The 13,077-nt window shown below is 54.8% G+C and carries 12 protein-coding genes; 6 read left to right on the top strand and 6 right to left on the bottom strand.

Going from position 1 to position 13,077, the window contains the following annotated elements; all coding sequences use genetic code 11:
* The first annotated feature begins 173 nt into the window (after positions 1-173).
* Complete coding sequence (locus CIK74_RS08870) at positions 174-1,739, top strand: hypothetical protein (RefSeq protein ID WP_096255664.1); 1,566 nt, start codon at positions 174-176, stop codon at positions 1,737-1,739.
* Positions 1,740-1,904: 165 nt separating this feature from the next.
* On the opposite strand, the gene CIK74_RS18740 is transcribed toward CIK74_RS08870, so the two are convergent.
* Positions 1,905-2,048 carry a hypothetical protein gene (locus tag CIK74_RS18740; protein ID WP_170947803.1) on the bottom strand — a complete coding sequence of 48 codons (144 nt, stop codon included), beginning with the start codon at positions 2,046-2,048 and terminating at the stop codon, positions 1,905-1,907.
* 171 nt (positions 2,049-2,219) lie between these two features.
* Between CIK74_RS18740 and CIK74_RS08865 the strand changes: the two genes are divergently transcribed.
* Both CIK74_RS08865 and hrpB read left to right on the top strand, forming a co-directional pair.
* Positions 2,220-2,996 carry an alpha/beta hydrolase gene (locus tag CIK74_RS08865; protein WP_096255829.1) on the top strand — a complete coding sequence of 259 codons (777 nt, stop codon included), beginning with the start codon at positions 2,220-2,222 and terminating at the stop codon, positions 2,994-2,996.
* 5 nt (positions 2,997-3,001) lie between these two features.
* Positions 3,002-5,557, top strand: a complete 2,556-nt coding sequence (gene hrpB, locus CIK74_RS08860) for an ATP-dependent helicase HrpB (RefSeq protein ID WP_096255662.1) — start codon at positions 3,002-3,004, stop codon at positions 5,555-5,557.
* A 74-nt stretch (positions 5,558-5,631) separates the two neighbouring features.
* Here the strand turns inward: hrpB and CIK74_RS08855 are convergent, their stop codons facing one another.
* Positions 5,632-6,864, bottom strand: a complete 1,233-nt coding sequence (locus CIK74_RS08855; RefSeq protein WP_096255660.1) for an acyl-CoA dehydrogenase family protein — start codon at positions 6,862-6,864, stop codon at positions 5,632-5,634.
* An 81-nt stretch (positions 6,865-6,945) separates the two neighbouring features.
* A complete protein-coding gene (locus tag CIK74_RS08850; RefSeq protein ID WP_170947811.1) occupies positions 6,946-7,635 on the bottom strand; it encodes a TetR family transcriptional regulator in 690 nt (229 codons plus the stop codon).
* A gap of 151 nt (positions 7,636-7,786) precedes the next feature.
* Between CIK74_RS08850 and CIK74_RS08845 the strand changes: the two genes are divergently transcribed.
* Both CIK74_RS08845 and CIK74_RS08840 read left to right on the top strand, forming a co-directional pair.
* The gene (locus tag CIK74_RS08845; RefSeq protein ID WP_096255658.1) at positions 7,787-8,218 is read left to right on the top strand and encodes a DoxX family membrane protein; all 432 of its coding nucleotides are present in this window, start codon (positions 7,787-7,789) and stop codon (positions 8,216-8,218) included.
* Between the two features lie 101 nt (positions 8,219-8,319).
* A complete protein-coding gene (locus CIK74_RS08840; protein ID WP_096255656.1) occupies positions 8,320-8,559 on the top strand; it encodes a hypothetical protein in 240 nt (79 codons plus the stop codon).
* A 68-nt stretch (positions 8,560-8,627) separates the two neighbouring features.
* Here CIK74_RS08840 and CIK74_RS08835 read toward each other — a convergent pair whose 3' ends face one another.
* From CIK74_RS08835 to CIK74_RS08825, 3 genes are all read right to left on the bottom strand, one after another.
* Complete coding sequence (locus CIK74_RS08835; RefSeq protein ID WP_096255655.1) at positions 8,628-10,082, bottom strand: DHA2 family efflux MFS transporter permease subunit; 1,455 nt, start codon at positions 10,080-10,082, stop codon at positions 8,628-8,630.
* 60 nt (positions 10,083-10,142) lie between these two features.
* Positions 10,143-11,141, bottom strand: coding sequence for a PhzF family phenazine biosynthesis protein (locus CIK74_RS08830; RefSeq protein ID WP_096255653.1), 999 nt, complete (start codon positions 11,139-11,141; stop codon positions 10,143-10,145).
* Between the two features lie 92 nt (positions 11,142-11,233).
* Positions 11,234-11,773 (bottom strand): hypothetical protein, encoded by a 540-nt coding sequence (locus tag CIK74_RS08825; RefSeq protein ID WP_096255652.1) that lies wholly within the window; start codon positions 11,771-11,773, stop codon positions 11,234-11,236.
* Positions 11,774-11,977: 204 nt separating this feature from the next.
* Between CIK74_RS08825 and CIK74_RS08820 the strand changes: the two genes are divergently transcribed.
* Positions 11,978-13,072 carry a mechanosensitive ion channel domain-containing protein gene (locus tag CIK74_RS08820; RefSeq protein WP_096255650.1) on the top strand — a complete coding sequence of 365 codons (1,095 nt, stop codon included), beginning with the start codon at positions 11,978-11,980 and terminating at the stop codon, positions 13,070-13,072.
* Positions 13,073-13,077: the final 5 nt, after the last annotated feature.

The raw sequence follows: 13,077 nt of genomic DNA, 5'->3' as shown, positions 1-13,077 counted from the left end.
TGTTGCTTAAAACAACTCTATGGCAGAACTCACGCAAGAGCATTGATCTGTTGAATAACACTAGAGCATCGTCTTCGCGGAACCAGACTCGCGATAATTCATGTCAGCAGAGAATCTCTAGGCTCGCGATAGAGTGAAGTTTGGACAGCATGCAAATAACTGTGAGGACCGAAGTGATTTCCAAAGCGACAAAATCCCTTGCCGCGCTCTTGATCTGCGGACTGTTAGCCGGTTGCTCTTCGGGCCCAACGACGCAAGAGCCACAGGCCTCAAATTCCGCGACGCCGGCACCACCGACCCCAGAGCCGCTGCCGGACTTTGTCCAAGACTTTAATAACAAACCCGCAGGCAAGGCAACTACCTTAAATGTCGGATCCTCAAACCTCGGTACTAGCCTGAGCGATGACAACATCGGAGTGTCCTTTGAGGCTACCGAGCTTAGCGACCCGCGTTGGGACCCAGAAGTCGGTAACCTCGACGAGATGCTCGCAGGGTTGGGGCATCCTGGTTTACGTTTTGGCGGAAACGTCTTGGACCGCGAAACCTTCTGGACTTCAACGGGAGAAAAAGCGCCAAAGGGTAAAACCTTGGTCACTCCCCAAGATCTCGAACGCGTGATGAAAACGGTCAAGAAGCTCGACTCTAAGGTCACCATCGGTATTCCGCTGGGCCATTATGATCCGAAGCGCGGGGCCGATATGGCCAAATATGCTGTGAAGACTTTCGGGGATCACCTGATTGGAATCTCTATCGGCAATGAACCCAATGGGTATACCAATGATGCGCGTCCTGGGCTGCAGGTGCGCAAACCTTCGCAATGGAATGAAAAGAAGTACGTCACTCAGGTGCGGGCGTACGTCAAAGCCATCGACGAGGCCACCGGTAAGAAGGTTCCAATTGTTGGTCCCGGCGTCTTTGACGGCTCGTGGATGAGCGCGTTTTTGAATGCGAAACTACCTAACACTACGGCGTTAACCCAGCACTATTATGCTATCTATGAATGCTCCTCGGATAAGGTGCCCGGGCGCGGACCCGAATGGCAGAACTTACTAGAACCTGTGGTGAGTAAGAGTGCCACGAAAATGCTAGGAATTGGATTAGCCAAGGCCAATAAAAAGAAGGTTCCGCTGTGGGTCGAAGAAACCGGGTCAACGAGCTGCCCGGGGACGAATAATACCTCTCGAACTCACGCCACCGCGTTGTGGACCATTGACCATATTTTTGCATCAGCGCGTCTTGGGGTGGAGCGGATGAACATGCATTCCATGCTTGGTGCCTGCCGAGGTGGAGCGCCGATGTCGGTGGTCTGTTCCGCGGACGGAACCGGTAGCAAGGGTGAAGGCCAAGTGCTCGCCCAGCCCAATTACCTAGCTATGCGCTTAGCCAGCTTGAGTATTGGTAGCCAGTTCATGTCTACGAAAATTTCGGGGGACAAAAACATTACGGCCTATGCTGTTAAGGCTGAAAACGGCAATGTTCAGGTGACCGTGATCAATAAAAACGATGCAGCCAAAAAGTCGAAAAACCCGCTGACGGTTAACTTGCCTAAAGGATATCGAGCCACCGGGGCAGCACAGATTTATGCACCTGGAAACGGAGCTGTCGAGAAGACCCAGTTGCGAGCGGAGGCCCCGTTTGCCGCCAAAGGCAGTGGCGTGACGAAGAATGCGACCGGCAAACTCCAGTTGGATGTGGTCGCGAGCAGCGCCACGACGATTGAGTTCACGAAAAAGAAGTAACGAAGAAGCTTAAAAAAAGAATCGATCTGCGGGGGTCAAGGAGGTAAAGCCCGCGCAGATCGATTCTTATAAATCACTCGCACCTTGAGAAGGTAATCACCACTCTAGGACGGCATTCTTATCAATACCTGAGCGTGAGGTAAACGAATCCTCAGTTCGTTTGGATTAGTAATTCGAGGGTGGATCAGAGGCCGGGAATGATTCGTCCTCCCATTCCTCCACTAACTCTTCTTCATGATCGTGCTTCACGTGTGCCTTGGCCTGTTCCTGAGTCTCGACTCCAAGCTCGTCCTCTTGACCGTTGCGCATGATGCTCCTTCCCTCGCATGTCTCTGTGTCGCGGTATTAAGCCATCGACCTCATACTTTTAGTGTCATCCTTTTTATGACCAAAGTCGATAGAAAGCGGGTAATGCACACCAGGCTGGTGCCCTGCGAATTGCTCGGTGAGACACAAGGGGATTTAATCGGAGGTATGCCGATGATTAATAACCCCGCAGATGGTGCCGAAATCTTCTTTGATGACGACCAAGCTGTCGGTGAGCCAATTCTTTTCCTCCACGGATCGGCGCTCTCACGTTCTATCTGGCGCGGGCTGGGATATACCAAAGCCTTAGGCGCCAAGCACCGCACCATTCGCATGGACCTTCGCGGGCATGGCAAATCAATGAAGTCTCATCAAAGCTCCGATTACACGATGGACAAAATTGCCAGTGATATATATGCCGTACTAGATAATCTTGGCCTTCCGGCAGCACACATTATTGGTTACTCTTTCGGCGCGCGTAGTGGATTGCACGTCGCCATGGACCGTCCTGATCGGGTCCTGAGCCTCACGATGCTCGGGGGAACCTATGAGATTACCGACGGGGAGATTGGCAAACTGTTCTTCCCCGGTTACTTAGAAGTATTGCGTCAAGGAGATATCGAAGGTTTTGTCACCGGACAAGAAACCCGCGGCAGGCTAGACCCAGCCACCCGATTAGCTTTCCTTAACAACGACCCCTTGGCCTTGGCGGCTTACTACGACGCAGCCGAAACCGTGCAGAACCTAGAGCTGAGCCAGCTTTCGAAGATCACCACCCCCACGCTGTTATTGATTGGTACCCGTGATCAGCCCCGCTTTGATCAAAATAAGTTGATGGCCCGCGCTTTGCCACACGCTCGACTGGTTGCGCTTCCGGGCCGAACTCACGGTAGTACCTTGTTCCCCATTGAACCGGTGGTTAGCGCGATTCAAGCTTTTTGGGCGGTATAGCACCTATGAATCTCCAAGCCTTTGACCTTGAACGTATCGCCTCGGGTTTGGCTTTCGGACTAAGTCGCCAAGAACTACAAGTTGCGTTGCAAACTCAACCGAGTCGGCCCTTAGTCATTCAGGCGCCACCGGGTTCGGGTAAAACCACCATCGTGCCACCCACCGTGGCCGTGGCACTGGCTGCGCAAGGGCTCACCGGCAAGATTATCGTCACTCAGCCACGCCGTGTAGCGGCCCGTGCCGCGGCACGTCGGTTAGCGCAACTGGATGGTTCAAGGCTGGGGGACAAGGTAGGTTTTGCGGTCCGTGGTGAACGTCAAAGCTCGGCAAATACCCAGGTTGAATTTGTGACCGCCGGACTGATGCTGCGCAGGTTGTTGGCTGATCCAGATTTAGCCGGAATCAGCGCGGTGATCATTGATGAGGTCCACGAACGATCCATCGATACCGACCTTTTACTGGCCATGGTGAACCAGGTCAGCGAGCTGCGAGATGATCTGAGCCTGATCGTGATGAGTGCGACCCTGCATTCTAAAGAACTTTCAGAGCTCCTGGCACGTGATGAACCTGCGCGGTTGTTGACAGCTAACACCGCACAATTTGAGGTGACCGAACTCTTTGACAGTTTCACTAGGCAACGGATCACCGAACGTGGAATCAGCGCAGAGTATCTATCCCATGTCGCACAGGTGGCGGTGAAACATTCAAAACTACTGAACCAACGGTCCACAACCGTAATCGATACCCTGGTCTTTGTTCCAGGCGCCCGCGAAGTTGACCGTGTCTGCTCCCAGATTGCAGCATCTGGAATGACCGCCTTCGCCTTGCATTCTCAAGTACCCACAAAGATTCAAGACCAGATACTCGCCGAACCGGATGTTACCGAAGGACCACGAATTATCGTGTCCACCTCGATTGCTGAGTCCTCATTGACCGTGCCTCGGGTACGTCTAGTAGTTGACGCTGGTTATGCGCGCGAACCGCGCCGAGACGCCGGGCGCGGTATCGCTGGACTGGTCACGGTGGTGGCAAGCCGAGCGTCAGCCACTCAGCGAGCCGGCCGTGCAGGACGACTAGGGCCTGGAACGGTGGTGCGCACCTTGGATGCCAAAGCCTTTGCGGCGGCGCCAGCCAGTTCTGCCCCAGAAATACGTACCGGAGATCTGGTTCAGGCCGCGCTTTCGCTGGCTGCTTGGGGCGCACCGCGAGGAGCGGGGCTCCGGCTCTGGGAAGAGCCGCCGGCTAAGACGCTGCACACCGACGAAGAGGTGTTGCGCGCACTGGAAGCGGTAGATAGTGAAGGAAAAATCACCGCATTGGGCGAGCGCATGGTGAAAATTCCGGCAGATCCGAGGACGGCACGTGCACTGCTAGAAGGCGCCGAACATTTCGGTTCACGTCCCACCGCGGAAGCGGTAGCCCTGCTAGCCAGCTCGGAACGAATCGCCAACGCTGATCTGGATGAATTGCTTCAGGCAATTCGGCGCCCCACACATCCTGGTCACCGAGCCTGGGAACAAGAGACCAAAAGACTTGAAAAACTTACCGGGAATGCGCGGAGTCAAGATGCGTCCATGGCTCTGGCCGGTGTCTGCGCCTTGGCCTATCCGCAGTGGGTGGCGCACAAGGTCCAAGATCATGACTACCTGCTGGCATCAGGGACGCGCGCTTCCTTGCCGCGCGGTAGCCACCTGGCGCATTATGAGTTTTTAGCGATTACCGAGGTGACTCGTGCTTCAACAAGTACCGGTGCAATGATTCGCCGAGCGGTGGGTATTGAACTAGAGCAGGTGCTTAGTTTGCTCAGCCAGCTTCATCAAGTCAGCGAAAGCGCAACGATGGTGGATGGGAAGATTTCGGCCCGCAAGGTTGAGTCATTGGGCGCCATCGAGCTCGCCTCGCACCCGATTAAGGCCACGAAGGAACTCGGGCGCAAGGCTGCCGCAACGGCGCTTCGCGAGCAATCGTTAGCGCTTTTTGGTGAACAACAAGCCTTTGAAAATCTACGCCGCCGAATGGGTGTGGCGTACCGGCTTTTGGGGGCACCATTTGTCCCGGTGGATGAGGCGAGTTTAATAGACGGCGCGTCAAACTGGCTGTCGGCAGGCTTGGAGCATTTGGCCTCCGGGAAACCTGCATCAAAGATAGATCTGGTAGGAGCGTTGCGAACGCTCTTGCCGTGGGAGCATGCTCATGAATTTGATTCCTTAGTTCCCGAACGACTACAAGTGCCCTCGGGGTCACGGATTCGAATCGAGTACCCGCCGGTGGATTCAACCGGTCCGGCAGTGGTGGCGGTGAAATTGCAGGAGTGCTTTGGACTGAAAGATTCTCCACGATTAGTGAGGGAGAAACTGCCGGTACAGTTCCACTTGCTTTCACCCAAGGGCAGCCCACTGGCGGTCACCGAGGACTTAGTAAGTTTCTTCAACGGTCCTTACGCACAGGTGCGTTCGGAAATGCGCGGAAAGTACCCGAGACATCCCTGGCCAGAAGACCCGTGGGAGCATCAAGCCACCGCATACACGAATAATAGGCTACGCCGGGAAAGTAAAGGCTAGGAAAGTAAAACCGTGGCTTAGGCACCAATAATATGGTGCCTAAGCCACGGCATTATTTGTATCAAATTGTTGGGTTAGGCGAAGGCTGAGATGCCGGTAATGTTGCGGCCCATCAGTAGCGCCTGAACGGTTTCGGTACCTTCATAGGTGTGGATGGCTTCAATATCGGCAAAGTGCCGGGCTACTCGATTATTGGTCAGGATCCCGTTTCCGCCGAGGAGATCACGGGCATTCGAAGCGATCTGGCGTGCGGTGCGCGTTGCAGTGTATTTAGCCAGGGAAGCCTGCGGGCCGGTGAGTTCTCCACGTGCCTCACGCTTGGTGGACTGCACCGCAAGTAGCTGAATGGTGGCCAGTTCGGACTGCATCCGTGCCAGACGTTCCTGCACTATCTGGCTTGCTGCCAGTGGGCGGCCAAACTGTGTGCGAGCCTTGGCGTAGAGCACCGCTGATTCGTAGCATGCGGTGGCGTGGCCTACCGCAGACCAGGCGACACCCAAGCGGGTGGCAAAAAGTACTCGTGCGGTGTCTTTGAAGCTATGGGAGTCCGGGAGCACATCTTCATCTGGAACAAAGACGTTCTCCATGCGGATATGAGCCTGCCAGATGGCACGCAAGGAAAGCTTATTTTTGATGGTGGTTGCGGTGTAGCCAGCGGATTCCTGATCAACCAAGAAACCACGCACTTTACCGTCGTCATCACGTGCCCAAGTGACGGTGATACCGCCAATGGAACCGTTGCCAATCCACTTCTTTTCGCCGTTGATGACATAGCCACCGTCGACCTTATGGGCGCGGGTTTCTAGACCTACTGAGTCCGAACCGTGAGTCGGCTCGGTCAGTGCGAAGGAGCCGGCGAGTTCGCCTGCAAGCATCGGAACACCGTATTTGGTCTTCTGTTGCGCACTACCGCAGAACATGACCGAGCGAAGAGCCAAGCCTCCCTGAACGCCAACGATGGTAGCTACCGAGCCGTCACCGCGTGCCAACTCCATGTTGACTAATCCAGCGGCCATCGGACTCATGGGTTCATGGCCGGTAAAGTCCAACCCGTCACGGAGTAGTCCGGCGTCACCGAGTTTTTTAATCAGGTGAAGTGGGTAGTCTGCCTTGTCCCAGTATTCGTGGATGTCATCTTTGACTTCATCCAGGATGAAGGTGCGGGCCTTGTGACGCCACGCGGCATCTACCGGGTCGACTTCGGCAAGCACTCCGGTGGGGTCAATATCTACCCCGTCGGCCCATAGATCGTATTCGGGTTCCACAACGCCGGTGGGAAACTCAAATTCGGTGTGCTGCTGGGTCATTTCGTGTGCTCCTAGGCAGAGAAGGAAAACTGTTCTATACCCAGCCTAATGGAACTCAATGTCATGTCAAGAAACTAAGTGTCAGTCTCGGTGTTCGCGCAGTGCCTTTGATACGGCATCAAGTACCGCTTGTTCGTCATCTTCTGCGTCAAGAACGGAAACCACCACACGCGGCGCTTTGGAGGACTTTGCCTTGGGGGCGTGGTTGGGATCCAGTAAATCTGCGAAACGGTCCAAAAATAACGACACGTCTGCAGCCAAATGCTCCCGATCCGTGGCGGAGGGGTCGCGCAACCATAGGCGCAGATGGTCATTGTGGATGGCGACCAACCCTGCGCTGATTCCCAGACTCAATGCACGGTGCGGAGCGGTATTGGTTAGTTCTCTGGCGGAGAGGAAATCATAAAAAGCACGTTCATAACGGTGAGTGGAAACCAGCTCACGTTCGCGCAGCGAAGGCACCGAGGAAAGTAGACGGTGACGTAACTGGGCCGCCTCGGGGTTCATCGTGTACTGGTCAAAGACCACGTGCGCCGCGTCGATAAGCGTTTGTGTGGCACTGACAGAAGAAGCAGCAAGTGTCGTTTTCACATGAGTGATGATCATTTCCTGATCGGCAAACACCATGTTTTCTTTGGAACCAAAACGGCGGAAGAAGGTGGACCGTGACATCCCGGCGGTGGCAGCCAACTCATCGACGCTGGTGGTGTCGAACCCCTGGGTAATCAAAAGGTCCAGAGCGGCTGAAGGTACGGCGGAGGAAGAGATCATGATTCTTGAATTTAGCATGTTTCGGCTAATTGACTCCGGCTCACGGGACTAAATGATTGTGATCATTCCCCGGGATGACTACGCTGAGGTTCAAGGCAACTCATAATTGCGAGTGCCGCAGTAAATCTACTTAGAAGAGAAGTGAGGGCCCATGGGAATCTCTATCGCAAACGCCGCACTACGTTTGGTCAGTGGCGCATTCATTCTCAACAGCGGAATCAACAAGCTTCGCATTGACGAAGCTAGCGCCGCCGGACTGCAGCAGCTGGCCTCCAATGGCGTGCCGCAGTTGGGGCAGCTGGAACCGGCAGCCTTCGGCAAGGCGGTTTCGGTCTCCGAAATTGCACTGGGTAGCGCTCTGCTCCTACCTATCATTCCTTCGCGACTTGCAGGTCTTGGCCTCGGAGCATTCTCAGGCGTACTGCTTGCTTCCTACTTGCGCACCCCGGGAATGACCGAATCTGATGGTATTCGCCCGACAAGTGATGGCACCGCTCTAGCCAAGGATGCTTGGCTTGCAGGTATCGCAGTAGCACTGATCTTTGGTCGTCGCTCGGCGAAGCTGGCGAAGAAAAAGAAATAATTTAGCCTCCACGGTGAGCAAATTTCCAACTGACGTAAGTTTTAGTTGGGGCTGTAAGCCTTCAGTAGTCACTTTCAGGTTTCGAACCAAAAGGAGAACCCATGGGTTTCTTGGATAATGCAAAGAAGAAGCTGGGCGAAGCAGTCGAGAACGTCAAGGAATTTGCCGGCGACGCTTCGGAGAACGTTAAAGAGTTCGCTGCTGACGCGTCCGAAAATGTGAAGGAATTCGCGGCCGACGCTTCGGAGAACGTGAAAGAATTTGCTGCCGATGCGCAGGAAAAGATCGGTGAAACCGTAGAGAAGGTCAAGGGCGAGGACAAGCCAGACCAATCTGCATAGTCGACTTTGTCTGAGCAAAAAGGGGGTGGGTTCCATGTGGAACCCACCCCGTTTTTGCGCTTGTGAGGCTAGGAGGCTTTCTTCTTTTCCGGGACGTTGAGGAATGCCACCACAAGTACCGCGGCAATGGCCACAAAACCAGGTAGCAACAATGCCTGTCCCAGACCCACAGCTGTCGCTTCAGGGATAGCTCCGGGACCCTGGGTTTGAACCTTGAGAATCTCGGCGGAAACACGTGCTTCCATCATGACCGCAATGAGCGCAGAGCCAAGGACCGAACCGATCTGCCTGGTGGTGTTGTAAATGCCGGAACCGGCTCCGGCATCACGTGGGGTGAGGTTTTTGGTTGCAGCGAGCGAAAGCGAAGGCCAGATCATTGCTGAACCAATACCTTGCACTGCGGAGGGGATCAGCAAGGTCCACAGGGCAATGTCCGCGTGCATCATCAATGCGTAAGCTACGGTCGCGGTGCCGATCAGGAAGAACCCTGGAACTGCGAGGGTTCGAGGATTAAACCTGTTGACCGTCTTTCCTAGCACTGGGGCAATGAAAATTGCCACGATGGCCATCGGGGAGATCATGAGTGCAGATTGGGTAGGCGTCAGGCCTCGCACATTCTGCAGGAAGAACACCATGGGTAGAGCCATGGTAGAAATGGTCAGGCCCATGCAGGTGATGGCGACGTTTGCCAGCGAAAAGTTGCGAACCTTAAACAGCCGCAATGGAACCAGTGGTTCCTTGGAAGTCTTGGATTGCCACCAAATGAACACAGCGAAGAGCGCCACACCGAGAACGATCATGTGCCAAGAGCTCAGTGGGCCGATGAATGGTTCCCAATTTGTTGAGTCGCCTTCTTGGATGCCGAAGACCAAAGCAAACATTGCCAGGGCGGAAAGTGCTACGCCAACCCAGTCGAAGGAATGAGCTTGTGGCGCTAGGCGGGGAACAAATTTCAACAACATGATGAAGCTCAATACGGCGATTGGCAGGTTGATGAAGAAGATCCATTCCCAGCCGACCGAGTCGACTAACAGCCCGCCGGCAAGGGGGCCCAACAGAGTAGCAATACCCGCGACGGCTCCCCAGAGTCCCATCGCGGCTCCGCGGTGTTGATAAGGAAAGAGTCGGGTGATCAGCGTCATTGCTTGTGGCGAGATCATTGCCGCGCCTAGGCCTTGGACAGCACGGGCAATGGTGAGCGAAGCCAGTGAGTCTGACAGCCCGCACCACAGCGAAGCCAAAGCAAAGATCAGCAACCCGATGAGGTAAATATTACGTGGACCAAAACGGTCTCCGAGACGCCCGGTGATGAGCAGTGGCACCGCGAAGGTGAGCAGATAAGCACTGTTGATCCAAAGGATCCCAGAAATATCGGCATCCAGCGACTTCATGATGGCGGGCATCGCCGTCGACACAATGGTGGTGTCGAGCAGGATCATGAAGAAACCAATGACCAGTGCCCAGAGGGCACGCCAAGCGGTTTTTCGGTCAAAGTCTGGTGGGGAGTTTACGATTTCAGGCACTGACCCAGAGTAATGCTTGCACGGTGAAACTAAAATGCATTATCTGGCTTAGCGAGGGATTCAGTCGAAAGTCACAGTTCCTTCAATGCGCGTGGTGACATCCCCACTGACCCAGAGCCCGCTTTCACTCGCTTCAATATGCAAGATTGCCTCGCGACCCACGCGGGTGCCCTGGCGGACTGTGTAACGCTGCGGTGCCAATCCTGCCTTAGTCATCCACACGCCAAAGCCGGCGTTGAGTGAACCCGTTGCAGGATCCTCCTGGATGGCCTCACCAGAGACAAAAGCACGCACCTCAAAGTCTGCAGGTGGTTGAAGAACCACGGCGCCAAATCGCTCCTCGGAACGAGTCTGGTCCGAATAATCTAGCGGACGCAGTTCCTCGCGCGTCCCTGAAATTCGGGGCAATAAGGTAGCCTGCGGCTGCCAGACGCCTTGGGCCACACTAGAGGCAGTATAGGGTCCAATGACTCCGAGCTCCAGCCCGTCAAGGGCCGCATAATCAGGCTCAATTCCTAGCACGAGGTCGGCATCGCGCAGCAGTAGTCCGGCGTGGTGGGGGCCATTGACCAACCACTGATGGGCAATGACATCTTCTGAGTTAATCCCCAGCCCGGCAATTGCCCACTGCAAAACATCTTGCTCTAGGGGCCCACTGCGGGTTAACGGGGGAGCAAGGAAAGCGAGGCGGCGCTCATGCTTTTCGCTGGCGTCGCGTTCGATGCGTACCTGAATTAGGCCGGCATCACACTGCTGGAGTAGGTGGCCGTTGGTTCCAGCCTGACCTCCAGATTCAAGCCACGCATGCGCAGCACCTAGCGTGGGGTGCCCGGCAAAGGGCAACTCGGTGGTCGGAGTAAAAATACGAATTGCGTAGTCGGCTTCTGGCTCGGTGGGAGTCACGAAGAAGACGGTCTCCGATAAATTCAGCCACTGGGCGAAGCGTTGCATTTGCGTGGAATCGAGATGATCTGCCTCAAAGACAACGCCGAGCCCATTGCCGTTAAAGGCGGTGGGGGCAAAAACGTCAACCTGCTGATAGGCAAATGTGCGATACATATAAGCATCGTGGCACATTCTTCAGCAGGTTGACACGGTGTTACGCGGTGCGCCCGGTCATGACGGCAAGCTCATGGCTTAGGCACAGCTGGTTACCATTTGTGAGCAACATCGATCACCAAACGCGATCCTTGCTCAGGGCCAGAGAGGACAAAGGCACGCATTGGCAGTCGTGCCCGCGTGGAGATGCCGATCTTGGTCTGGCCTTCAAAACTTCCCAGCCAGAGCTGCTGGCGGAAGGTTGTGTAATTCAGTGTTTTGATGGTGGATCCGGGACGATAACTGGTGCTGGTTCCGGACTTCAACAGGATTTCTAATTTGGCGCCACCCGTGGTGGGTACCGCTTTCCCTGATCCGATTCCGGTCAGTGCACTGACATATTTCACCGAATACCCATCGGGGTTACCGCTGAGGTCTATCACCATCCGGTCAAAACAGGTATGGCGTCCGGTACGAATATTAGCCATCGTTGAGGAACTTGAGACGTTGGAGGTCTTGGATAAAGAACCCCAATAAACGGTCTGGCATCCGGCCGCTGCGGTAGCCACCGGGGCGGCCGAGGCTGCAGGGGCTACCGAGAGCATGCTTGCTGCGGCGAGAGCTGCGAGAAGTCCAAGTTTGGTGCGGCGCATATGAACCACCGGCTTTCTATCTGAGTGCGCCCTAGGGTCCGGCACGGGCCCATAAGACTACTAAAACCCCGTTTTGGCCCCGGAGCAAGACGCGGGAGCTAACTGGAATTGATCTGGTGCGTATCCGTGACGCGGGAGCCGGTCTCCGGGTATATCCAAGGTGTCGCTCAGCGTTCAACTAGTCTCGTGTGACATGCTTTAACGATGTTGCCAAGCCCGTCTGCACCTATCGATACCACCGTCGACGAAGTCGTTGAAGCCTCCAGCTTCCTACCTGAATCGTTGCAATTTCTGGTTGTTGTCGCTGTTGGATTAATTTTTTCTGCCATTCTTGCCTTCCTGATCAGTGGCCTGACACACCGTATTTTTCAGCGCACCGGACTCGGTGAGATCAAGGTAAAAAGCGCGAGAATCCAGATTTTCGGTACTTTCGCTTCAATTGTTCTCAAAAGTTCGCTGTTTGCCTTCCACCGCGACAGTAGCTCTTACAAGCTCTGGCAGTTTGTGCTGCTCATCTGTTTGGTGTTCTTCCTGACCTGGCTCGTTATTGTACTGGTCAAGGTTGTTGAAGAGGTTCTGCTGGCGCGCATCAGAAGCCGTTTTGGTCCGGGTCGCAGATTAGCGAAGGTTCAGACGCAGGTTGGTTTACTGCGCAGAGTACTTATTGCAGTGCTCTGCATTATCGCCGTAGCTGCCGTGTTGTTGACAATTGAACAGGTCAGAGCATTAGGCGCAGGTCTTTTGGCCTCTGCTGGTCTTGCTTCGGTGGTTGTTGGTTTGGCCGTTCAGTCCTCGTTGGCCAACGTGTTTGCCGGCTTACAGATTGCCTTTACCGACTCGGTGCGCGTGGATGACATCGTGGTGGTCGAAGCCGAACGTGGCACCGTTGAAGAAATAACTTTGACTTATGTGGTCGTGTTGCTCCTCGACGGACGGCGGATGATCCTGCCTTCCACCTACTTCACCACCACGCCATTTGAGAACTGGTCGCGGCGCAGCACCGAGATTAGCGGCAACATCACCTTGCAATTAAAACTCAATGCGCCGATTGAATATCTGCGTACGCGTACTACCGAATTGCTTGAATCTTCGGACTGGTGGGATGGACGCGATAATAGCCTGCTCGTGACAGACACCTTAGGCGGGCTGCAAACGGTAACCATTTATTTATCAGCCAGGGATCCTGGAGACCTGTGGAACCTGCGCAATATGTTGCGCGAAAAACTGCTGGGCGAACTTGTCCAGACTTATCCAGAATGCTTGCCAGACCCACGCACCATCCAGAACCCACCGCTATAGCCGGG

This window comes from Glutamicibacter sp. BW77 (genome assembly GCF_002332285.1).
GTDB classification, from domain to species: domain Bacteria; phylum Actinomycetota; class Actinomycetes; order Actinomycetales; family Micrococcaceae; genus Glutamicibacter; species Glutamicibacter bergerei.
The sequence above is the reverse complement of the archived record's forward strand: the minus strand, read 5'-3'. Positions and strand labels throughout refer to the sequence as shown.

Excerpts from the sequence above, each read along its gene's own strand:
- CIK74_RS08855 (WP_096255660.1), bottom strand. The coding sequence starts at position 6,864 with ATGACCCAGCAGCACACCGAATTTGAGTTTCCCACCGGCGTTGTGGAA.
- CIK74_RS08825 (WP_096255652.1), bottom strand. The coding sequence starts at position 11,773 with ATGCGCCGCACCAAACTTGGACTTCTCGCAGCTCTCGCCGCAGCAAGC.
- CIK74_RS18740 (WP_170947803.1), bottom strand. The coding sequence starts at position 2,048 with ATGCGCAACGGTCAAGAGGACGAGCTTGGAGTCGAGACTCAGGAACAG.
- hrpB (WP_096255662.1), top strand. The coding sequence starts at position 3,002 with ATGAATCTCCAAGCCTTTGACCTTGAACGTATCGCCTCGGGTTTGGCT.
- CIK74_RS08820 (WP_096255650.1), top strand. The coding sequence starts at position 11,978 with ATGTTGCCAAGCCCGTCTGCACCTATCGATACCACCGTCGACGAAGTC.
- CIK74_RS08845 (WP_096255658.1), top strand. The coding sequence starts at position 7,787 with ATGGGAATCTCTATCGCAAACGCCGCACTACGTTTGGTCAGTGGCGCA.
- CIK74_RS08840 (WP_096255656.1), top strand. The coding sequence starts at position 8,320 with ATGGGTTTCTTGGATAATGCAAAGAAGAAGCTGGGCGAAGCAGTCGAG.
- CIK74_RS08850 (WP_170947811.1), bottom strand. The coding sequence starts at position 7,635 with ATGATCTCTTCCTCCGCCGTACCTTCAGCCGCTCTGGACCTTTTGATT.
- CIK74_RS08830 (WP_096255653.1), bottom strand. The coding sequence starts at position 11,141 with ATGTATCGCACATTTGCCTATCAGCAGGTTGACGTTTTTGCCCCCACC.
- CIK74_RS08865 (WP_096255829.1), top strand. The coding sequence starts at position 2,220 with ATGATTAATAACCCCGCAGATGGTGCCGAAATCTTCTTTGATGACGAC.